The organism is Pseudomonas sp. NPDC089534 (assembly GCF_044749305.1).
GTDB classification, from domain to species: domain Bacteria; phylum Pseudomonadota; class Gammaproteobacteria; order Pseudomonadales; family Pseudomonadaceae; genus Aquipseudomonas; species Aquipseudomonas ekonensis.
In genome coordinates, this window is record NZ_JBIVHR010000069.1 from 1 (window position 1) to 22704 (window position 22704).

At 65.6% G+C, this 22704-nt stretch carries 16 protein-coding genes and 1 pseudogene; 12 read left to right on the forward strand and 5 right to left on the reverse strand.

Translation table 11 applies throughout. The features are described 5' to 3' along the window. A pseudogene (locus ACIP0B_RS19775) lies at positions 1–151 on the forward strand (choline ABC transporter permease subunit); the annotation flags it as partial. Further along, positions 148–1326 (forward strand): choline ABC transporter ATP-binding protein, encoded by a 1179-nt coding sequence (gene choV, locus ACIP0B_RS19780; RefSeq protein ID WP_085655833.1) that lies wholly within the window; start codon positions 148–150, stop codon positions 1324–1326. The pseudogene ACIP0B_RS19775 and the gene choV, both read left to right, overlap by 4 nt. 407 nt (positions 1327–1733) lie before the next feature. Here the strand turns inward: choV and ACIP0B_RS19785 are convergent, their stop codons facing one another. Further along, positions 1734–3674 carry a BCCT family transporter gene (locus ACIP0B_RS19785; protein WP_400835317.1) on the reverse strand — a complete coding sequence of 647 codons (1941 nt, stop codon included), beginning with the start codon at positions 3672–3674 and terminating at the stop codon, positions 1734–1736. A gap of 482 nt (positions 3675–4156) precedes the next feature. Here ACIP0B_RS19785 and betI point away from each other — a divergent pair, with 482 nt between their 5' ends. The 9 genes from betI to yccS all read left to right on the forward strand — a co-directional run bounded on the left by betI (position 4157) and on the right by yccS (position 18044). Beyond that, entirely contained in the window at positions 4157–4777 is a 621-nt protein-coding gene (gene betI, locus ACIP0B_RS19790; RefSeq protein WP_217894685.1) for a transcriptional regulator BetI, read from the forward strand. Positions 4778–4824: 47 nt separating this feature from the next. Next, positions 4825–6297, forward strand: a complete 1473-nt coding sequence (gene betB, locus ACIP0B_RS19795) for a betaine-aldehyde dehydrogenase (protein WP_400835283.1) — start codon at positions 4825–4827, stop codon at positions 6295–6297. A 179-nt stretch (positions 6298–6476) separates the two neighbouring features. Beyond that, positions 6477–8180, forward strand: a complete 1704-nt coding sequence (gene betA / locus ACIP0B_RS19800; RefSeq protein WP_400835285.1) for a choline dehydrogenase — start codon at positions 6477–6479, stop codon at positions 8178–8180. A gap of 274 nt (positions 8181–8454) precedes the next feature. Beyond that, the gene (locus ACIP0B_RS19805; protein ID WP_400835287.1) at positions 8455–9897 is read left to right on the forward strand and encodes a TldD/PmbA family protein; all 1443 of its coding nucleotides are present in this window, start codon (positions 8455–8457) and stop codon (positions 9895–9897) included. Beyond that, positions 9897–11234 (forward strand): TldD/PmbA family protein, encoded by a 1338-nt coding sequence (locus ACIP0B_RS19810; protein ID WP_400835289.1) that lies wholly within the window; start codon positions 9897–9899, stop codon positions 11232–11234. Before ACIP0B_RS19805 ends, ACIP0B_RS19810 begins: the two co-directional genes overlap by 1 nt. 170 nt (positions 11235–11404) lie before the next feature. Further along, a complete protein-coding gene (gene mdtD, locus ACIP0B_RS19815) occupies positions 11405–12832 on the forward strand; it encodes a multidrug transporter subunit MdtD (RefSeq protein ID WP_400835291.1) in 1428 nt (475 codons plus the stop codon). Between the two features lie 80 nt (positions 12833–12912). Then, complete coding sequence (gene dbpA, locus ACIP0B_RS19820) at positions 12913–14298, forward strand: ATP-dependent RNA helicase DbpA (protein WP_217894679.1); 1386 nt, start codon at positions 12913–12915, stop codon at positions 14296–14298. Between the two features lie 157 nt (positions 14299–14455). Next, complete coding sequence (locus ACIP0B_RS19825) at positions 14456–15634, forward strand: NAD(P)/FAD-dependent oxidoreductase (protein ID WP_400835293.1); 1179 nt, start codon at positions 14456–14458, stop codon at positions 15632–15634. Positions 15635–15860: 226 nt separating this feature from the next. Next, positions 15861–18044 (forward strand): YccS family putative transporter, encoded by a 2184-nt coding sequence (gene yccS / locus ACIP0B_RS19830; RefSeq protein WP_400835295.1) that lies wholly within the window; start codon positions 15861–15863, stop codon positions 18042–18044. 134 nt (positions 18045–18178) lie between these two features. Here the strand turns inward: yccS and ACIP0B_RS19835 are convergent, their stop codons facing one another. Continuing rightward, positions 18179–18916 (reverse strand): substrate-binding periplasmic protein, encoded by a 738-nt coding sequence (locus tag ACIP0B_RS19835; protein WP_400835297.1) that lies wholly within the window; start codon positions 18914–18916, stop codon positions 18179–18181. A gap of 255 nt (positions 18917–19171) precedes the next feature. Here ACIP0B_RS19835 and ACIP0B_RS19840 point away from each other — a divergent pair, with 255 nt between their 5' ends. Beyond that, entirely contained in the window at positions 19172–19624 is a 453-nt protein-coding gene (locus ACIP0B_RS19840; protein ID WP_400835298.1) for a GNAT family N-acetyltransferase, read from the forward strand. An 87-nt stretch (positions 19625–19711) separates the two neighbouring features. Here the strand turns inward: ACIP0B_RS19840 and ACIP0B_RS19845 are convergent, their stop codons facing one another. Genes ACIP0B_RS19845 through ACIP0B_RS19855 form a run of 3 tightly spaced genes read right to left on the reverse strand, consistent with a single transcriptional unit; the run spans position 19712 to position 22700 of the window. Further along, positions 19712–20008, reverse strand: a complete 297-nt coding sequence (locus ACIP0B_RS19845; RefSeq protein ID WP_085580718.1) for a helix-turn-helix domain-containing protein — start codon at positions 20006–20008, stop codon at positions 19712–19714. Between the two features lie 30 nt (positions 20009–20038). Further along, complete coding sequence (locus ACIP0B_RS19850) at positions 20039–20530, reverse strand: M48 family metallopeptidase (RefSeq protein WP_400835299.1); 492 nt, start codon at positions 20528–20530, stop codon at positions 20039–20041. A 46-nt stretch (positions 20531–20576) separates the two neighbouring features. Beyond that, positions 20577–22700, reverse strand: coding sequence for a putative bifunctional diguanylate cyclase/phosphodiesterase (locus ACIP0B_RS19855; RefSeq protein ID WP_400835300.1), 2124 nt, complete (start codon positions 22698–22700; stop codon positions 20577–20579). Positions 22701–22704: the final 4 nt, after the last annotated feature.

A 22704-nucleotide genomic window follows, 5' to 3' on the forward strand; every position in this document is an offset into this window, starting at 1 on the left:
CGCCGACGGACTCGGCAAACCGGTGGTCAACGCACTGAACACTGCCGATATCGCCCTGGGCTTCGAAGCGGGCCTGGCGATCGTACTGCTGGCGATCATGCTCGACCGTATCTGCAAACAGCCCGAAGGCAAAGTAGGGGGTGATGCATGAGCATTATTCGTTTCGATAACGTCGACGTTATCTTCTCCAAGGATCCGCGCGAGGCGCTCAAGCTGCTCGACCAGGGCATGACCCGCAACGAGATCCTGAAAAAGACCGGCCAGATCGTCGGCGTGGAAAAGGCCAGCCTGGACATCAACAAAGGCGAGATCTGCGTGCTGATGGGGCTGTCCGGCTCCGGCAAGTCGAGCCTTTTGCGCTGCATCAACGGCCTCAACACCGTGAGCCGCGGCAAGCTGTTCGTCGAGCATGAAGGCAAGCAGATCGACATCGCCTCCTGCACCCCCGCGGAACTGAAGATGATGCGCACCAAGCGCATCGCCATGGTGTTCCAGAAGTTCGCCCTGATGCCTTGGCTGACGGTGCGCGAGAACATCAGCTTCGGCCTGGAGATGCAGGGCCGTCCGGAAAAGGAACGGCGTAAGCTGGTCGACGACAAGCTTGAGCTGGTGGGCCTGACCCAGTGGCGCAACAAGAAGCCGGACGAACTCTCCGGGGGCATGCAGCAGCGGGTCGGCCTGGCCCGTGCGCTGGCGATGGACGCCGACATCCTGCTGATGGACGAACCGTTCTCGGCCCTCGACCCGCTGATCCGCCAGGGCCTGCAGGACGAACTGCTGGAGCTGCAGCGCAAGCTGAGCAAGACCATCGTGTTCGTCAGCCACGACCTCGACGAGGCGCTGAAGCTGGGCAGCCGCATCGCGATCATGAAGGACGGCCGGATCATCCAGTACAGCGTGCCGGAAGAGATCGTGCTGAACCCGGCGGACGACTACGTGCGCACCTTCGTCGCCCACACCAACCCGCTGAACGTGCTGTGCGGCCGCAGCCTGATGCGCACCCTGGACAACTGCAAGCGCATCAACGGTTCGGTGTGCCTGGATCCGGGCGGCGACTCGTGGCTGGACCTGGCCGAAGGCAACACCATCAAGGGCGCCCGCAAGAACGGCTCGGCCCTCGACCTGCAGAACTGGGTGCCGGGCCAGGCCGTCGAAGCCCTCGACCGCCGCCCGACCCTGGTGGACTCCAACATCGGCATGCGCGAAGCGCTGCAGATCCGCTACCAGACCGGCAACAAACTGGTGCTGCACGACAACAACCATGTGGTGGGGATCCTCGGCGACAGCGAGCTCTACCACGCGCTGCTCGGCAAGAACCTGGGGTAAAGGCAACCGACACAAAAACGCCGCGAGACGATCGCGGCGTTTTTGTTGGTGCAGGGAATGTAGCTGTGGCGAGGTCGCTGGTCGGATCGCCGCACCGTCCCGCCGGGCGCGAAGCGGCCCCAGCCGTGATCCGGGTTTGCGACGGCTGCGCCGCCGAGCGGGACGGTGCGGCGATCCGACAGGCTCCCTCGCCACAATGCGTTCCATCAGTCGCAGAAGCATTACCCCCAGACGCAAAAACGCCGCGAATCAATCGCGGCGTCTTTGTTTTTGCACTTCTGCGGTAAGGGCTTAAGCCCCCTTCCCCAACAAGCCAGCCCCCCACTCCCCTGTGGGAGCCAGCCTGCTGGCGATGAAGCCTGCGCGGCATCCCAGACCGAAACACCGCACCGCTTGTTGCTTACCGCTTAGCTATACACCCGACCCAACAACTGCCGATGGCTTTCGAACTGATCGAGCACATCCCGCGTGATCTGGTCCTGGGTGAAGCCCATCAGGTCGTAGTCCTGGCTGCCGTTGTGCAGGTACACCTCGGCGCGGTAGTAACGCTGGCGCGCCTCGTCGGACTGGGCCGATTCGGTCGGAGTCGCCAGGTAGCCGTCCAGGCTCACTTCATAGACGAAAGGGTTGCCCTCTTCCATCTCGACGCGCACGCCCATGCAGCGCTTGGACTTGCCCAGCAGGGTCTGCACTTCCAGGCCCTGGGCGCGCAGCTGCGCGGCGGCGTCATCCAGCGCCGGGGTGACGTGCTTGTCCATGAAACGCTGAACCACCGACTGGCTCGGCTGCAGGTCCAGCTGGGTCAGGCGCTCGCTGAAACCGCGACGGCCACGGGCCGCCAGCTCCGCTTGCTCCTGCTCGATCTGCACGTCCGAACGCATCGCCTTGTGCAGGCCGAACATGAAGAACACCAGCACCACCGAGAACGGCAGGCCGGCCAGCACCACCATGGTCTGCATGGCTTCGAAGTTGCCGGCGAACAGCAGGCCGATGGTCACCAGGGTGATCACGACCGACCAGAAGATCCGCAGCCAGTGCGGGGCGTCTTCGTCGACGTTGCCGCCCTTGCACGACAGGTTGGCCATCATCACCGCGCCGGAGTCGGCCGGGGTCAGGAACAGCACGAAGCCGACGAAGATCGACACACCGATCACGACCTTCGACGCCGGGTAATGCTCCAGCAACTGATAGATCGCCATCGACGGCTGTTCCAGCGCCGTCTTGCCCAGTTCCACCGCACCCTGGTTCATCACCAGGTCCAGCGCCGAGTTGCCGAAGATCGACAGCCACGCCAGGGTGAAACCCAGCGGGATCAGCAGTACGCCGGCCACCAGCTCGCGCACGGTGCGGCCACGGGAGATGCGTGCGATGAACATGCCCACGAATGGCGCCCAGGAAATCCACCAGGCCCAGTAGAACAGGGTCCACAGGCCCAGCCAGCGGTCGGACTTGGCGTTGTCGCCTTCATACACGTAGAGGTCGAAGGTCTTGAGCACCACGCCGTTGAGGTAGTCGCCGATGTTCTGCACGAAGCCGTTGAGCAGGTGCAGGGTCGGGCCGAACAGCAGCACGAAGATCAGCAGGCCGCTGAACAGCATGATGTTGAGGTTGGACAGGCGGCGGATGCCGTTCTCCACACCGGACACGGCAGCGATGGTCGCCACGGTGCTCATCACGATGATCACGATCAGCAGATTAGTGTTGCTGTGCTCCATGCCGAACAGGTTTTCCAGGCCCGACGCCACCTGCAGCGAACCGATGCCAAGGTTAGTCACCAGGCCCAGCAGGGTCACGAACATGCCGAAGCCGTCCACCGCGTGACCGGCGCCGCCCTTGACCCAACGCTCGCCGACCAGCGGGTACAGCGCCGAACGCAAGGCCAGCGGCTGGTTGTGACGGTAAGCGAAGTACGCCACGGCCAGACCGACCAGGGCGTAGATCGCCCAGCCGTGCAGGCCCCAGTGCAGGAACGTCAACTGCACCGCCTGACGCGCGGCCAGGTTGGTGGCCGAAGCGCCTTCCGGCGGGTTGAAGTAGTGGTCCAGCGGCTCGGAGGCGCCGAAGTACAGCAGCGAGATGCCGATGCCCGACGAGAACAGCATCCCCGCCCAGGCGCCGTAGCTGAAATCGGGGGTATCGTCCTTGCTGCCCAGCTTGAGCTTGCCGTAGGACGAAAACGCCAGCCCCACCACGAACACCAGGTAGGCGGCAATCACCACCATGTAGTACCAGCCGAAGCTGCGGGACAGCCAGGCCTGGGCCACACCGAGCATTCTGCCCGCCTCTTGCGGGGCGGCGATCAGGATGGCGGTCAACAGCAGTATCAGCGCGGTCGAGGTGTAGAACACCCAACCGTTGACCGTCACCTTCTCGGGCGGGGTCTTTATTAGCGAGGCAGAACTCATGGCACAAATGCTCCAGGCAGTGCGAGAGAAGAACACAAGGCAACACGGAACCCGACCAATCGGTTAGTTGGCAGCCGACCGGCGGGTGATATAAAGACACCCCGAAAAAAGCCCGAACCTGCAGAGATGGCACCGCGAATCGCCGTCGTGGCCACGATCCGGACATTCATCCGAAACCTGGCCGCAAGCGTCTTGCCCATTCAACACGTCCATCGAACGCCGAACCGCGCCTTGCCCCACGCAGGTTTCGAGCATTTTCGGATGTCGGTTTATCGCCATTTACACGTAGGAAAAACCTGTAGGCAGCGACGATTTGTCGCAGATCTTATTCTTTGTTGATTGAACGTTCAATCAAAACAAAATAGACTGGCCCTCGATCCGACAGCCGTTGCGCGGCTGCCGGAAGGCCTAAGGAGATGTGCAAGATGCCCAAGGTCGGTATGCAACCCATCCGCCGCCAACAACTGATCGAAGCCACATTGCAGGCCGTCGACCAGGTCGGGATGGGGGACGCCAGCATTGCGCTGATCGCCCGTTTGGCCGGTGTCTCGAACGGCATCATCAGTCATTACTTTCAGGACAAGAACGGCCTGATCGCCGCCACGATGCGGTATCTGATGACCGCCCTCAGCGAGAGCGTCACCGCGCGCCGTCAGGCGCTGGCAGACAACAGCCCCCGGGCTCATCTGCAGGTGATCATCGAAGGCAACTTCGACGCCAGCCAGGTCAATGGCCCGGCAATGAAAACCTGGCTGGCCTTCTGGGCCACCAGCATGCACCAGCCGTCTTTGCACAGGTTGCAGCGGATCAACGATCACCGTCTGTATTCCAACCTGTGCTGCGAGTTCCGCCGCGTGTTGCCGCTCGAAGAGGCGCGCAACGCCGCACGCGGGCTGGCAGCGTTGATCGACGGCTTGTGGTTGCGCGGCGCGCTGTCGGGAGACGCTTTCGACACCGAGCAGGCGCAACGGATCGCTTACGAATACATGGACTTCCAACTGGCCAAGCAGGCGAGCCAGAGCACACAGAAAACGCTCGGCCCCTGACCGCCGCCATGGCGGCAGCCAACCACTTATGCACTTGCGAGGACTTTATGGCCCGTTTCGAACTGCAAAAACTCTACATCGATGGCGCGTACTCCGACGCCGGCAGCGATGCCACCTTCGAAGCCATCAACCCGGCTAACGGCGAAGTCCTCGCCCACGTGCAGCGCGCCACCAAGGAAGACGTGGAGCGCGCTGTGGTCAGCGCCGAAAAGGGCCAGAAAATCTGGGCCTCGATGACCGCCATGGAGCGTTCGCGCATCCTGCGCCGCGCCGTCGACATCCTGCGCGAGCGCAACGATGAGCTGGCCGCGCTGGAAACCCTGGACACCGGCAAGGCCTACTCCGAAACCAAGTACGTCGACATCGTCACCGGCGCCGACGTGCTGGAATACTACGCAGGCCTGGTGCCGGCCATCGAAGGCGAGCAGATCCCGCTGCGCGACACGTCCTTCGTCTACACCCGCCGCGAGCCGCTGGGCGTGGTCGCCGGCATCGGCGCGTGGAACTACCCGATCCAGATCGCCCTGTGGAAATCGGCCCCGGCCCTGGCCGCCGGCAACGCGATGATCTTCAAGCCGAGCGAAGTCACCTCGCTGACCACCCTGAAACTGGCCGAGATCTACACCGAAGCCGGCCTGCCGAACGGCGTGTTCAACGTCCTGACCGGCAGCGGCCGCGAAGTCGGCACCTGGCTGACCGAGCACCCGCGCATCGAGAAAGTCTCCTTCACCGGCGGCACCGACACCGGCAAGAAAGTCATGGCCAGCGCCTCGGCCTCGTCCCTGAAGGACGTGACCATGGAACTGGGCGGCAAGTCCCCGCTGATCATCTGCGACGACGCCGACCTGGACCGCGCCGCCGACACCGCCATGATGGCCAACTTCTACAGCTCCGGTCAGGTCTGCACCAACGGCACCCGCGTGTTCGTGCCGAGCCACCTGAAAGCGGCCTTCGAAGCCAAGATCGTCGAGCGCGTCGCCCGCATCCGCGTCGGCAACCCTGAAGACGAAAACACCAACTTCGGCCCGCTGGTCAGCTTCGCCCACATGGAAAGCGTGCTGGGCTACATCGCCAAGGGCAAGGAAGAAGGCGCACGCGTGCTGTGCGGCGGCGAGCGCATGACCGACGGCGAATTCGCCAAGGGCGCGTTCGTGGCACCGACCGTGTTCACCGACTGCACCGACGACATGACCATCGTGCGCGAAGAGATCTTCGGCCCGGTCATGGCGATCCTGACCTACGAAACCGAAGAAGAAGTGATCCGCCGCGCCAACGACACCGACTTCGGCCTGGCCGCCGGCATCGTCACCCGCGACCTGAACCGCGCCCACCGCGTGATTCATCAGCTGGAAGCGGGCATCTGCTGGATCAACGCCTGGGGCGAATCCGACGCGAAAATGCCGGTCGGCGGCTACAAGCAGTCGGGCGTCGGCCGCGAGAACGGCATCAGCTCGCTGACCAACTACACCCGCATCAAATCGGTACAGGTCGAGCTGGGCGATTACGTCTCGGTGTTCTAAGAGCCGAGTCCTGCATTGCTCGCGAGGGCCTCTTCGCGGGCAAGCCCGCTCCCGCAGGTGGGTGTCGAGCACCACACCTGTGGCATCCCCGATCCCTGTGGGAGCTGGCTTGCCAGCGATTCGAGTGCAAAGCACTCGCCGAGGCCTTGATCTGACCAACTTCAAAGAGGGTGCATTCAATGTCCCAAGTATTCGATTACATCATCGTCGGCGCCGGCTCGGCCGGTAACACCCTGGCCACCCGCCTGACCGAAGACGAAGGCGTCACCGTCCTGCTGCTCGAAGCCGGCGGCCCGGACTACCGTCTCGACTTCCGTACCCAGATGCCGGCCGCGCTGGCGTTCCCGCTGCAGGGCCGCCGCTACAACTGGGCCTACGAAACCGATCCTGAGCCGTTCATGGACGGCCGCCGGATGGAATGCGGCCGCGGCAAGGGCCTGGGCGGCTCGTCGCTGATCAACGGCATGTGCTACATCCGCGGCAACGCGATGGACTACGACGGCTGGGCGCAACTGCCGGGCCTGGAAGACTGGACCTACCTGGACTGCCTGCCGTACTTCCGCAAGGCGGAAACCCGCGACATCGGCCCGAACGACTACCACGGCGGCGAAGGCCCGGTCAGCGTGACCACGCCGAAGGCCGGCAACAACCCGCTGTTCCACGCCATGGTCGAAGCCGGCGTGCAGGCCGGCTACCCGCGCACCGAAGACCTGAACGGCTACCAGCAGGAAGGCTTCGGCCCGATGGACCGCACCGTGACGCCGAAAGGCCGCCGGTCTTCCACCGCCCGCGGCTACCTGGACACCGCCAAGAAGCGCTCGACCCTGACCATCGTCACCCACGCCCTGACCGACAAAGTGCTGTTCGAAGGCAAGCGTGCGGTCGGCGTGCGTTACCTGGTCGGCTCCGCCGAAGAGCGCGTCGAAGCCAAGGCGCGCAAGGAAGTCATCGTCTGCTCCGGCGCCATCGCTTCGCCGCAACTGCTGCAGCGTTCCGGCGTGGGCCCTGCGAAGCTGCTGGAAAGCCTCGACATTCCGGTGGTCCACGACCTGCCGGGCGTCGGCGAGAACCTGCAGGACCACCTGGAGCTGTACCTGCAGTTCGCCTGCACTCAGCCGGTGTCCCTGTACCCGTCGCTGCTGTGGCACAACCAGCCGGCCATCGGTGCCGAGTGGCTGTTCAACGGCACCGGCATCGGCGCCAGCAACCAGTTCGAGGCCGGCGGCTTCATCCGCACCCGTCCTGAGTTCGCCTGGCCGAACATCCAGTACCACTTCCTGCCGGTGGCGATCAATTACAACGGCAGCAACGGCGTGCAGGAGCACGGCTTCCAGGCGCACATGGGTTCCATGCGCTCGCCGAGCCGCGGCCGCATCCAGCTCAAGTCCAAGGATCCGCGCCAGCACCCGAGCATCCTGTTCAACTACATGGCCACCGAGCAGGACTGGCAGGAATTCCGCGACGGCATCCGCCTGACCCGCGAAATCATGCAGCAGCCTGCGCTGGACGCCTTCCGCGGCCGCGAAATCAGCCCGGGCATCGAAGTGCAAACCGATGAAGAGCTGGACAAGTTCATCCGCGAGCACGCCGAAACCGCGTTCCACCCGTCCTGCTCGTGCAAGATGGGCACCGACGAGATGGCGGTGGTCGACGGCCAGGGCCGCGTGCACGGCATGCAGGGCCTGCGCGTGGTCGATGCCTCGATCATGCCGATCATCACCACCGGCAACCTGAACGCGCCGACGATCATGATGGCCGAGAAAATCGCCGACAAGATCCGTGGCCGCCAGCCGCTGCCGCGCAGCAAGGCCGCCTACTACGTGGCCGGCGATGCGCCGGTCAAAGGCAAGCCGCTGCGTGAAGTGAGCGCTGTCGCGCAGTAAGCCGTAGCGCCGCGTCACGGCCAATCGCGAGCAGGCTCGCTCCCACAGGGGATCTCCAGTGAACACAGTATTCGTGAACATTGGAAAACCACTGTGGGAGCGAGCCTGCTCGCGATGAGGCCTTCAAGTTTCCCGCCTTCAGCAGTAAACCTTCCTACTCCCCCTCTTCACTTGATCCTACCCCCACGCAGGCCTACTCTAGTCCTCGCCCCATCGCGTCACCCCTCCCCGCCGAATCCGCTCCGCCACAACTCCATGACAAGGAGGTTTCCGAATGTTCGATTTCCACCCCCGGCTCAAGCAGCGCTTCGCTGCCCTGCGCACGGGTGCCGAATTCTTTTCTTTGCGCTACGTGCGCGAGTCCGGCCAGTACCTGTCGGTGCGCAAGAACGTCGCCGAGCCGCCGAGCCTGAGCCGCGACGAAGGCGCGATGCTCACTGTCCGGGTCAACGGCGTCGAGGCCTACGCCGCCACCAACGACCTGTCGCAGCAGGGCCTGCAGGCCGCCCTCGACCGTGCCGAACAGCAGGCCCGGCGGCTCAAGCCCCACGCCCTGCTCGACCTGCGCAGCCAGCCGGTGTCCGGCGACCGTGCCGACTATTTTTCGCCCCACCTCGACCAACCCCTGCCGTCCCTGAGCGAATGCTTCGAGCTGCTCGGCGCGGAGTCCGCCTCGGTGCCCAAGGATGAGCGCCTGGTGAACTGGGAAGTGAGCCTGGGCATCACCCACGTCGAGCAGATCTACCTGAGCAGCGCCGGCGCCGAACTGCGCCAGGCCCAGCGTTTCGTCTATCCGGGCCTGGACGTCACCGCCTACGACGGCAACGACAGCCAGACCCGCAGCCTTGGCCGGGAGAACTTCGGCCAGCAGGGAGGCATGGACGTGGTCAGTCGCTGCGGCCTGATCGGCGCCGGCCCGCGGGTGGCCGACCAGGCGCTGCAACTGCTGCTGGCGCCGAACGCCCCGCAAGGACCGCGCGACCTGCTGCTGATGCCCGACCAGATGATGCTGCAGATCCACGAATCCATCGGCCATCCGCTGGAGCTGGACAGGATCCTCGGCGACGAGCGCAACTACGCCGGCACCAGCTTCGTCACCGCCGCCGACTTCGGCACCCTGCAGTACGGCTCGAAGCTGCTCAACGTGACCTTCGACCCGGACATCCCCGAAGAGCTGGCCAGCTACGGCCACGACGATGACGGCAGCGCCGCCAGCAAGCAGTTCCTGATCCGCGAAGGCCTGCTGGTGCGGCCGCTGGGCGGGGCGCTGTCGCAGTTCCGCGCCGGCCTCGACGGCGTCGCCAACAGCCGCGCCTGCGGCTGGAACCGCCCGCCGATCGACCGCATGGCCAACCTCAACATCGAGCCGGGCGACCAGTCGCTGGAGCAGCTGATCAACGGCATCGAGCACGGCATCCTGATGAGCACCAACCGCTCGTGGTCGATCGACGATGCCCGCAACAAATTCCAGTTCGGCTGCGAGTGGGGCCAACTGATCGAGAACGGCGAACTCAAGGGCGTGGTGAAGAACCCGAACTACCGGGGCATCTCCGCGCATTTCTGGAAGAGCCTGCGCGCCGTCGGCAACGCCGGCACCACCCGCGTGCTGGGCACGCCCAACTGCGGCAAGGGCGAGCCGAACCAGGTGATCCGCGTCGGCCACGCCTCGCCGGCCTGCGTATTCAGCAACGTTGATGTGTTTGGGGGAGACGCCTGATGAGTATTTCCAGGAACGGGAGCGCCGCCTTCAAGGCGCTGGTCGACTGGCTGCATGACGCCGTGCGCGAACCGGAGCAGTTCACCCTCAGCTACGCGGCCGAGTCCTCGGCGTTCGTGCGCTTCAACCACGCCAAGGTGCGCCAGGCCGGGCAAGTGCAGCAGGCCAGCGTCGGGCTGAAGCTGATCGACGACGGCCGCCATGCGGACTTGCAGATCACCCTGTCCGGCGAGCCGGAGAGCGACCTGCAACGCCTGGCCGAGGGCCTGCAGCAGCTGCGCGAGACCGTGCCGCTGCTGCCGCAGGATCCGTACCTGCTGCTCAACCACAACCACTGGCAGAGCCAGAGCGTGCAGGAACATCCGCTGCCGGACACCGAAGACGTGGTGGCGCAGATCACCGAAGCCGCCGCCGGCCTGGACCTGGTGGGTTTCTATGCCGCCGGGCCGATCAGCCGCGGTTTCGCCAGCTCATCGGGGGCGTTCGGCTGGCACCAGGCCAACAGCTTCAATTTCGACTTCAGCCTGTTCCACGACAACGGCCAGGCCGTGAAGGCCAGCTACGCCGGCCACGACTGGAGCCGCGAAGGCTTCGCCCAGCGCTTCGCCCAGGCCCGCGAGCAACTGGCATTCCTCGGCCGGCCGCTGCGCACCCTGGCGCCGGGGCAATACCGGGCGTACCTGGCGCCGGCGGCGCTGGAGGAAATCATGGGCATGCTGAGCTGGGGCGGATTCTCGGCCCAGTCGATCGCCAGCAAGAGCAGCCCGCTGCAGAAGCTGTATGCCGGCGATCAGGCCTTCAGTCCGCTGGTCTGCGTCGACGAGCAGGTCAGCGGCTCGTTGAGCCCGGCGTTTTCCGGTGAAGGCTACCCGCGCAGCGACCTGCGCCTGATCGTCGAGGGCAAGGCCGGCGACCGTCTGGTGGGTTCGCGCAGCGCCGCCGAATACGGCCTCGCCGCCAACGGCGCCGGCGGCGGCGAAGCGCCGAGCGCGATGAACATGGCCGCCGGCGAACTGCCCCAGGACGAAATCCTCAAGCGGTTGGGCACCGGGCTGTACATCAGCAACCTGTGGTACCTCAACTACTCGGACCAACCGGCGGCGCGCCTGACCGGCATGACCCGCTTCGCGACCTTCTGGGTCGAGGACGGCCAGATCCAGGCGCCGGTCAGCACCATGCGGTTCGACGACAGCGCCTACAGCCTGCTGGGTTCGCAGCTGGAAGCCCTGACCGCCGAACGGGAACTGCTGCTGTCGGCCAGCACGTACAGCCAGCGCAACACGTCTTCGGCGCTGCTGCCGGGGGCGCTGGTCAGCAAACTCACATTGACGTTGTAGCAACGCGCCTCGACCGTGGCGAGGGAGCTTGTCGGATCGCCGCACCGTCCCGCTCGGATGCGCAGTAGCCGCAAACCCGGATCACGGCTGGGGCCGCTTCGCGCCCCGGCGGGAGCAAGCTCCCTCGCCACAAAAAACACACGTCCGAACCGACCGCCGCAAGAGGTTCCATGCCCGACCGCACGCCGCTTGACGCCATCACCGCCCGCTGGTTGCCGTGGGTCGTGGCCATCGCTTTCTTCATGCAGTCCCTCGACGGGACGATCCTCAACACCGCCCTGCCGGCCATGGCCCGTGACCTGGCCGAAGACCCGCTGCGCATGCAGGGCGTGGTCATCGCCTACATGCTCACCGTGGCCCTGCTGATCCCCGCCTCGGGCTGGATCGCCGACCGCTTCGGCACCAAGAAGATCTTCTTCGGCGCCATCCTGCTGTTCAGCCTCGGCTCGCTGCTTTGTGCGCTCTCGGACAGCCTGAGCATGCTGGTGGGCGCCCGGGTGATCCAGGGCCTGGGCGGCGCGCTGATGCTGCCGGTCGGACGGCTGGTGGTGCTGCGCGCCTACCCGCGCTCCGAACTGGTGCGGATCATGGGCTTCATCACCATCCCCGGCCTGCTCGGCCCGCTGATCGGCCCGACCATGGGCGGCTGGATGGTGCAGTACCTGACGTGGCACTGGATCTTCCTGATCAACCTGCCGGTGGGCGTCATCGGCTGCTACGCGGTGTGGAAGTTCATCCCCGACCTGCGCGGCAGCGAGCGCACGCGCTTCGACAGCATGGGCTTTGTGCTGTTCGGCGCGGCGATGATCCTGATCACCATCGCCATGGAAGGCCTGGGCGAACTGCACCTGCCGCACCTGCGCGTGATGCTGCTGCTGTTCGCCGGGCTGGCGTGCCTGGCGGCGTACTGGCTGCGCGCCGGGCACATCGACAATCCGCTGTTCGCGCCGTCGCTGTTCAAGACCCGCACCTTCGCCGTCGGCATCCTCGGCAACCTGTTCGCCCGCCTGGGCAGCGGCGCCCTGCCGTTCCTGGTGCCGTTGCTGCTGCAGGTGGCGCTGGGCTATTCGCCGTCCCAGGCCGGGATGAGCATGCTGCCGCTGGCCGCGGCGGCGATGGTCGCCAAGTGGGTGGCGCGGCCGCTGATCGAGCGGCTGGGCTACCGCATCGTGCTCACCGGCAACACCCTGGCGCTGGGGATCATGCTGGCGAGCATGGGCCTGGTCAGCGAGCAGACGCCGTACTGGCTGCTGCTGTGCCTGCTGGCGATCCTGGGGGCGATCAACTCGCTGCAGTTCACCGCCATGAACACCGTGACCCTGATCGACCTCGACGACGCCAGCGCCAGCAGCGGCAACAGCCTGCTGTCGGTGGTGGCGCAGCTGTCGCTGAGCCTGGGCGTGGCCTGCGCCGGCGCGCTGCTGGGCGGGTTCACCGCGCAGATCGGCAACGACGGCGTCGACACCGTCCTGGGCGCGTTCCAGCTGACGTTCGTGACGGTGGGCGTCATGGCGATGCTGGCCGCGACGATCTTCTCGCAGCTGTCGAGGGAGGACGGGCGGCGCGCACGCGGCACGGAGCAGCACATCGAACATTGACCGCTGTTCGTCCAGAACTTTCGAGGAAAGTGGCACGGTGCTGGTACACTGCGCGACATTTTGTTTTGCAGGCCCGTCCCGTGACCACCATCGCCACCGCTTTCAACACTTTGCCGCTGTCCGCCGCCATGCTGGCTAACCTCGACTCCCTCGGTTATGCCCAGATGACGCCGATCCAGGCGCAGAGCTTGCCGGTGATCCTCAAGGGGCTGGACCTGATCGCCCAGGCCAAGACCGGCAGCGGCAAGACCGCCGCGTTCGGCATCGGCCTGCTGAACCCGATCAACCCGCGCTACTTCGGCTGCCAGGCGCTGGTGATGTGCCCGACCCGCGAGCTGGCCGACCAGGTGGCCAAGGAAATCCGCCGCCTGGCCCGCGCCGAAGACAACATCAAAGTGCTGACCCTGTGCGGCGGCGTGCCCTTCGGCCCGCAGATCGCTTCGCTGGAGCACGGCGCGCACATCATCGTCGGCACGCCGGGGCGCATCCAGCAGCACCTGAGCAAGGGCACCCTGGTGCTCGACGGCCTCAACACCCTGGTGCTGGACGAAGCCGACCGCATGCTGGACATGGGCTTCTACGACGCCATCGAAGACATCCTCGGCCAGACCCCGGCACGCCGCCAGACGCTGCTGTTCTCCGCCACGTACCCGGCGGGCATCAAGCAACTGGCGTCGAACTTCATGCGCGATCCGCAGCAGGTGAAGGTCGAGGCGCTGCACGACGACAGCCAGATCGAACAGCGCTTCTACGAGATCGCCCCCGAAGAGCGCCTGAGCGCGGTGACCAAAGTGCTCGGCCACTTCCGCCCGGCCTCCTGCGTGGCGTTCTGCTTCACCAAGCAGCAGGTGCAGGAGACCGTCGACCACCTGACCGCCAAAGGCATTTCGGCCGTTGGCCTGCACGGCGACCTGGAGCAGCGCGACCGCGACCAGGTGCTGGCGATGTTCGCCAACCGCAGCACCTCGGTGCTGGTGGCCACCGACGTCGCCGCCCGCGGCCTGGACATCGATGCGCTGGACATGGTGATCAACGTCGAGCTGGCCCGCGACTCCGAAGTCCACATCCACCGCGTCGGCCGCACCGGCCGGGCCGGCGAGAAAGGCATCGCGGTCAGCCTGGTGGCGCCGTCGGAAGCGCACCGCGCACGGGCCATCGAAGAGCGCCAGAAGGCCCCGCTGAACTGGGACCAGGTGGACAACCTCAAGTCCCAGGGCGGCGGGCCGCTGCTGCCGGCCATGAGCACCCTGTGCATCGCCGCCGGGCGCAAGGACAAGGTTCGCCCGGGCGACATCCTCGGCGCCCTCACCGGCGACGCGGGCATCCCCGGCGCCCAGGTGGGCAAGATCGCGATCTTCGACTTCCAGGCCTACGTGGCGGTGGAGCGCGGCATCGCCAAGCAGGCCCTGGCGCGGCTCAACAGCGGCAAGATCAAGGGCCGTTCGCTGCGGGTGCGGATCCTGTAAGCGACCTTTCGCCCCTAGAAAATCCCCTGTGGGAGCGAGCCCGCTCGCGATGGCGGACGGTCAGCCGACAACCCTGTCGAATGTACCGGCCTCATCGCGAGCAGGCTCGCTCCTACAGGGGGCCCGGTGATTTTGAAATTTGTGTGAGGACACCGTTTTGCGCTCTACCGAAGTCGTGATCATTGGCGCCGGCGCCGCCGGTTTGATGTGTGCCCTGACCGCCGCCGGGCGCGGGCGCCAGGTGCTGCTGCTCGACCACGCGAACAAGGCCGGCAAGAAAATCCTGATGTCCGGCGGCGGGCGCTGCAACTTCACCAACATGTACACCGAGCCTGGCAATTTCCTGTCGCAGAACCCGCACTTCTGCAAATCCGCCCTGGCCCGCTACACCCAATGGGACTTCATCGGCCTGGTCGCCAAGCACGGCGTGCCGTACCACGAGAAGAAACTCGGCCAGCTGTTCTGCGACAACAAGTCCAGCGACATCCTCGGCATGCTCCTCGACGAGTGCGAACAAGTGGGCGTCGAACTGCGCCTGGACACCTCGATCCAGACCATCGAGAAGACCGAAGGCGGCTACCTGCTCGACACCACCCTCGGCCAGGTGCAGTGCCGGTCGCTGGTGATCGCCACCGGCGGCCTGTCGATCCCGACCCTGGGCGCCACCGGCTTCGGCTATCAGGTGGCCAAACAGTTCGGCCACGAACTGCTGCCGACCCGCGCCGGGCTGGTGCCGTTCACCATCACCGACCAGCTCAAGGACCTGTGCGGCGAACTGTCGGGCACGTCGGTCGATTGCCTGGTCAGCTGCAACGGCCAGAGCTTTCGCGAGAACATCCTGTTCACCCACCGCGGCCTCAGCGGCCCGGCGATCCTGCAGATCTCGTCGTTCTGGGAATCCGGCGACACGGTGGAGATCAACCTGCTGCCGGACCACGACGCCGCCGGCTGGCTGCAACAGCAGCAGGCCGAACGCCCGAACAGCGAACTGAAGACCCTGCTGGGGGAAATCTTCACCAAGAAGATGGCCAACCTGCTGGCGGACAGCTGGTTCGTCTCCAAGCCGATGAAGCAGTACACCCACGCGGAACTGGCGGACATCGCCGACAAGCTCGGCAGCTGGACAGTCGTGCCGGCGGGCACCGAGGGCTACCGCACCGCCGAAGTCACCCTGGGCGGCGTGGACACCCGCGAGGTGTCGTCCAAGACCATGGAATCGCTGAAAAGCCCCGGCCTGTACTTCGTCGGCGAAGTGCTCGACGTCACCGGGCACCTGGGCGGCTTCAACTTCCAGTGGGCCTGGGCCTCGGGCTACGCGGCGGCGCAGTACGTCTGATCCGCAGCAAATCAAAACTGTGGGAGCGAGCCTGCTCGCGAAGACGGTCTGACATTCGGCACTCATGCTGAATGGCACACCGCTTTCGCGAGCAGGCTCGCTCCCACTTTCGTTTGGCGTGAAGCGATGAGGAACACTTTTTGCTGCCCGATGTGATCGGCGCCATTGCGTCGGCGTCATTACTGGCTCAATTTAGCGGCATCGCCTCGGAAGGCCTTCGCATTTCATGTCCTCGACCTCGTTTCGTCAGTCTTTGCGGCGCCTGTGGGCGCTGGACAAGTTCAGCTACAGCGTGCGGGTGTTCATCGCCCTGACCGGCAGCATGGCCCTGTGCTGGTATCAGGATGAAATGGGGCTGCTGATCCCGCTGTTCCTGGGGATCATCGCCAGCGCCCTGGCCGAGACCGACGACAGCTGGCAAGGCCGCCTCAACGCGCTGGCGGTGACGCTGGTGTGCTTCAGCGTCGCCGCGCTGTCGGTGGAGCTGCTGTTCCCCTACCCCGTCGTGTTCGTCATCGCATTGGCGCTGGCCAGCTTCGGCCTGACCATGCTCGGCGCCTTGGGCGAGCGTTACGGGGCGATCGCTTCGGCCACGCTGATCCTGTCGGTGTACACGATGATCGGCGTCGACCAGCGCGGCGGCGCGGTCAGCGACTTCTGGCACGAGCCGATGCTGCTGGTGGCCGGCGCCGCGTGGTACGGCCTGCTCTCGGTGCTGTGGCAGGCGATGTTCTCCAACCAGCCGGTGCAGCAGAGCCTGGCGCGGCTGTTCCGCGAGCTGGGCTACTACCTCAAGCTCAAGGCCTCGCTGTTCGAGCCGATCCGCCAACTGGACGTCGAGGCCCGGCGCCTGGAACTGGCGCAGCAGAACGGCCGGGTGGTGGCGGCGCTCAACACCGCCAAGGAAATCATCCTGCACCGGGTCGGCAACGGTCGCCCAGGCTCGAAGGTCAGCCGCTACCTGAAGCTGTACTTCCTGGCCCAGGACATCCACGAGCGCGCCAGCTCCTCGCACTACCCCTACAACGCCCTGGCCGAAGCGTTCTTCCACAGCGACGTGCTGTTCCGCTGCCAGCGCCTGCTGCGCCAGCAAGGCAAGGCCTGCCGGGCGCTGGCCGAATCGATCCAGATGCGCCAGCCGTTCACCTACGACGCCAGCTTCGCCGAAGCCCTGGGCGACCTGCACGCCTCCCTCGAACACCTGCGCATCCAGAGCAACCCGGCCTGGCGCGGCCTGCTGCGTTCGCTGCGGGCGCTGGCGGCCAACCTCGGCACCCTCGACCGCCTGCTCAGCGACGCCAGCAACCCCGACGCCCTGGCCGACGCCACCGACAGCAGCCTGCTCGACCGCTCGCCGCGCAACCTCAAGGACGTGTGGACGCGCCTGCGCACGCAACTGACGCCGACCTCGCTGCTGTTCCGCCACGCCCTGCGCCTGCCGCTGGCCTTGAGCATCGGCTACGGCATGGTGCACCTGATCCACCCTTCGCAGGGCTACTGGATCATCCTCACCACGCTGTTCGTCTGCCAGCCGAACTACGGCGCCACCCGGCGCAAGCTCGGCCAGCGGATCTTCGGCACCGCCATCGGCCTGACCGTGGCCTGGGCGCTGTTCGACCTGTTCCCCAGCCCGCTGGTGCAGTCGTGCTTCGCCATCGCCGCCGGCGTGGTGTTCTTCACCAACCGCACCACGCGCTATACCGTGGCGACCGCCGCGATCACCATCATGGTGCTGTTCTGCTTCAACCAGGTGGGCGACGGCTACGGCCTGTTCGTCCCGCGCCTGCTCGATACCCTGCTGGGCAGCCTGATCGCGGGCCTGGCGGTGTTCCTGTTCCTGCCGGACTGGCAAGGCCGGCGGCTGAACAAGGTGCTGGCCAACACCCTGACCTGCAACAGCGTCTACCTGCGCCAGATCATGCAGCAGTACGCCGCCGGCAAGAGCGACGACCTCGCCTACCGGCTGGCCCGGCGCAACGCGCACAACGCCGACGCGGCGCTGTCCACCACCCTGGCGAACATGCTCATGGAGCCAGGGCATTTCCGTAAGGAGGCCGACGTCGGCTTCCGTTTCCTGGTGCTGTCGCACACCCTGCTCAGCTACCTCTCGGGCCTGGGCGCGCACCGGGAAACCCGCTTGCCGGAGGACGTGCGCGAGCACCTGATCGACGGCGCCGGCGTCAGCCTGGCGGCCAGCATCGACGACATCGCCCAGGGCCTGGCGAGCAAGCAGCCGATCGCGATCCAGAGCGACGAGGAAGAAGCGCTGGCCAACGCGCTGGAACAGATGCCGGACGAGATCGATGAAGGGCAGCGGCTGGTGCAGACCCAGTTGGCGCTGATCTGCCGTCAGCTGGGCCCGTTGCGGACCCTGGCGGCGCATTTGATCAAGGACACCGGCGAGGCCTGAAGCCTGCGGCGCCTTTTAAGGCGCCATCGCCAGCAGGCTGGCTCCCACCTTTGAAGATTGGAATGCAGTCCACTGTGGGAGCCAGCCTGCTGGCGATGAGGCCATCCACCGCACAGCGGATTCCGGACCAAGGCTCACATGCCATGCTGCCTGAGCAGCTTGTCGTAGCTGCCGTCGGCCTTCATCGCCGCGATCTCCCGGTCGAATCCGGCCACGATCTGCTCGTGCTGCGGGTTCTTCAGGCTCACCAGGATGTGCAGGCTGTTCTCGCTCAGGGGCTTGGGCAGGAACTCCACGGCATTGCGCACTTTCGGCGCTTCCCGGGCCAGGTAGTAGCGGGCGACGTACTCGTCCTCCAGCGTCAGCTTGACCCGGTCCGCCGCCAGCATGCGCACGGCCATGGCGAAGTTGTGCACCGGGATCTTCTGCAGCGCGGTGTCGGCGTCGAACGGCGCCGAATAGGCGTAGCCGCGCACCACCGCGATCGGGTAAGTGTGCAGCTCCTCCAGGCTGTTGTATTCCAGCGGCACGTCCTTGCGCTTGAGGAAGCGCACGCGGTTGAGCAGGTACTCGCCGGAGAACTGCCCAAGCTTGGTCCGCTCGTCGTTGTACCAGGCGTTGACCAGCACGTCGTAGCGGCCCTCGCCGACACCGAGCAAGGCCCGCGCCCAAGGCACCTGTTCATAGCTGCTGGCATACCCGGCCCGGGACAGGGCCGTGCTGACGATGTCCGTGGCCAGCCCGCCGTTGGCCAGCGTCTCGTCGGTGAACGGCGGCCAGACGTCGAACACCAGGCGCAGCTTCTCCGCGGCAGCGCTTTGGCCCAGCAACAGCAATCCAATCAAAGCAAAGGCTCGATGCAATCGCGGCATGCTTGAAAATCCTTAGCGGGCGGGCTGCCCGACGTGTTTTCAGTCAAAACCCCAAGGCCTGTTGACGTGCATCCCAGGCCCTAACATTAGCTCATTGCAGCCAGTGCACAGCGCTTACCAGCAGATTACACAAAGAACCCGGAACCGCGAGAACGGAATGATGGCATTTTGGTCTTTGTCACAGATTTATGCGCCATACAGACATATTCCGGCGCGGCGCTTAGTATCGGGCGACGCCAATCAAGGAATCGGACAATGACAATCGAGTGGGTCTGCAAACATCACAGCGATCTGGGCAAGGAGCAGCTGTACGCCATCCTGAAGCTGCGCTCGGAAGTGTTCGTGGTCGAACAGCGCTGCGCCTACCTGGATCCCGACGGCCAGGACCTGGAAGGCGACACCTGCCACCTGATGGGCTGGGAGGGCGATGAACTGGTGGCGTACCTGCGCCTGCTGGATCCGCAGTCCCAGGGCGGCGACGTGGTGATCGGCCGGGTGCTCACGGCGCCGAAGGGACGCGGCAAGGGGCTGGGCCACGAAATGATGGAACAGGCGCTGAAACAGGCCGAAAAGCATTGGCCGCAGGTGCCGATCTACCTGTCGGCCCAGGCTCACCTGCAGGGGTACTACGGGCGCTACGGGTTCGCCGTGGCGGGCGAGGAATACCTCGAAGACGACATTCCGCACATCGGCATGCGCCGGGCTTGAGGGTCTCATCGCCAGCAGGCCCGCTCCTACAGATCCCGTGTGGGAGCCAGCCTGCCGGCGATGGCATCAGCCCGCTCACCGCAGCGCTCAGGGATACTCCAGCACCGCCTTGATCTGCCGCAGGTTGCGCTCGATCCACCCCCGGTCGATCGCCCCCCACTCGCGGATCCGGTAGCGCCCGGCATGGTTGCGCGCGCCCTCTTCCTGCTCGAACTCGCAGACGATGTCCAGGTCCGCCAGCGCCGCGATGGTGTCCTGCGCCGTGCGCCGGGGCATGCCGGTGGCGTCGGTCAGCGCCGGCACGCTGCTGGCCAGGCCGCTGTCGATCAGGTACGCCACGTACAGACGGCGGTAGAAACTGCTCTTGGTCTTGCTCACGTCCATCCACACACTCCTTGTCGCGTCAGTTGATCGCTACTGCAGATCCCGCCAGGTCAGGTACACCCGCAGGTCGAACTCGATCTGGTGATAGCCCGGCAGCATGTGCTCGCACAGCTTGTAGAACGCCTTGTTGTGGTCCGACTCTTTGAAGTGCGCCAGTTCGTGCACCACGATCATCTTCAGGAACGGCGGCGCGGCCTCTTTGAACAGCGAGGCGATGCGGATTTCCTTCTTGGCCTTGAGCTTGCCGCCCTGCACCCGCGACACCGTGGTGTGCAGGCCGAGGGCGCGGTGGGTCAGGTCGAGGCGGTTGTCGAACAGCACCTTGTCGATGGCCGGGGCGTTGCGCAGGTATTCCTGCTTCAGCTCCAGCGCGTAGCCGTACAGGGCCTTGTCGCTCTGCACGTCGTGACGGCCGGGGTAGCGCTGATCGAGATAATCGCCGAGGCGACCGTCGGCGATCAGTTGGCGCACCTGATCCTGCAGTTGCACGGGATAGGCCTGGAGGTATTTCAACGCAGTCATGGGGCAGGCGGCACGGGCTCATGGAAAGGCCGCCAGTGTAGCGAATTCAACCGGCCAGCGCGCCCCAGTCGAACGGCTGGGCAAAGCGCACGGTCTCGTCGGCGACCATCGGCCGCGCCACCAGGAACCCCTGCACGTACTCGCAGCCATGGGCCAGCAGCCACTGGTACTGCGCCAGGGTCTCGACACCCTCGGCGATCACCAGCAGGCCGTACTCCCTGCTCAGTTCGAGCACGCTGCGCACCAGCGAGGAGTCCCGCGCCGAGTCCGGCAATCGGGCGATCAGGTGCCGGTCGAGCTTCAGCGTATCCAGCTCCAGGTCGCGCAGGTGCGCCAAAGAGCACGCGCCGGAGCCGAAGTCGTCCAGCGCCACCCGCACCCCAAGATTGCGCAGCAGCCGCAGCTGCTTGCGCGTGTCGTCGGGATTGACCGTCAACGCCTCTTCGGTGACTTCCACCTCCAGCTGCCGTGGCTTCAATCCATGACGCTCCAGCACCTGGCGCAGCTCGGTGACCAGGTTCGGCAGGCCGAACTGGGTGTTGCTCAGGCTCACGCCCAGCACCAGGTCCTCATCGAACTGCGCCTGCCAGGCCTTCCGTTGCCCGGCGCTGTGGTGGTAGATCCAACTGCCGAGGCGGCTGATCAGCTGCGCCTCTTCCAACAGCGGCAGGAACAGCCCCGGCGGCACGTCGCCGGCGCTAGGATGGTGCCAGCGCAGCAACGCCTCGAAGCCGCGGATCCGCCCGTCGGCGATCGCCACCTGCGGTTGGTAGACCAGATTGAAATCGAGGTTCTCGATGGCCGTGCGCACGCTCTCCTCCAGCATCAGCCGCGAGCGCGCCCGGCCGTTCATCTCCGGGTCGTAGAAACGGTACTGCTGACGCCCGGCGCGCTTGGCCTCGTACATGGCGATGTCCGAGGCACGCAGCAAGCCGTCGACGCTGTTGCCGCAGTCCGGGTACGTGGCGATGCCGATGCTGGCGCCCAGGGTGACGTCCATGCCCTCGATCTGCTGACAGATCGACACCCGTTCGATGAGCTTCTCCGCAATCTTCGCCGCCTGTTCGGGAAACTCCAGGTCCAGCAGCGCCGTGAACTCGTCCCCGCCCATCCGCGCCAGAATGTCGAACGGGCGCAGGCACGCCTTCAACTGCTCGGACACCCAGCGCAGCACCCGGTCGCCGGCATCGTGGCCGAGGGAATCGTTGACCCGCTTGAAGCCGTCGAGGTCCAGGTACATCAGCACCCAGGCGCTGTCGCTGCGCTCGCCGCGCAACAGCAGATTCTCGACGGTCTGGTAGAAGCCGCGCCGGTTGAGCAGCCCGGTCAACGGGTCGGTGACAGCCTGGAACTCCAACTGCTGATGCAGGTGGCGCACCACCGACATGTCCAGCACCGTCACCACCATCGCATGCTGTTCGGTGGGCAGCGGCGCGCAGGACAACGCCACCGGCACCTGCTGGCCCGGCGCGGTGCGCAGCAAGGCGTCGTGCAGGCGCAGGGTTTCGCCCCGCTTGTAGCTCACGTAGAAATCGGAATCGGCCCACAAGGGAATGTGAGGCTTTTGCAGGAAATCGAGAAACTCCTGACCTTGCAGCTCCTGCACGGGCGCGTTGAGCAGTCGGGAGATCGCCGGATTGGCGAAACGGATCAAGCCGTCCTCGGCCAACACCAGGATCCCCTCGGCCGCGTTGTCCAGCACCGAGGCGTTGAACGCCCGGGCGATCTCCAGATCCTGGCTCAGGCGCTGCAGGGCCCGGCGGTTGCGCTGGTGCTCCAGCAGCGCCTGCACCTTGGGCTTGAGGATCTGCGGGTCGAAGGGCTTGAACAGGTAATCCACCGCGCCGCTGGCGTAGCCCTTGATCACGGCGTCCTGGGACTGTTCGTTGGCGGTCAGGAAAATGATCGGCGTCAGGCGCGTGCGCTGGCTGCCGCGCATCAGCCGCGCGACCTCGAAACCGTCCATGCCCGGCATCTGCACATCCAGCAGCACCAGGTCGACATCGTGTTCGAGCAGCAGGTTGAGGGCTTCGAAACCCGAGGCGGCCGTCATCACCTGCCAGTCCTGGCGCTGCAAAAGCGCCCGCATGCTGATCAGGTTTTCAGGGTAATCATCAACGATCAAAAGGACTGAACTGCCTTCACCTGGCTGTGGTTGCGCGCATTCCATGCTG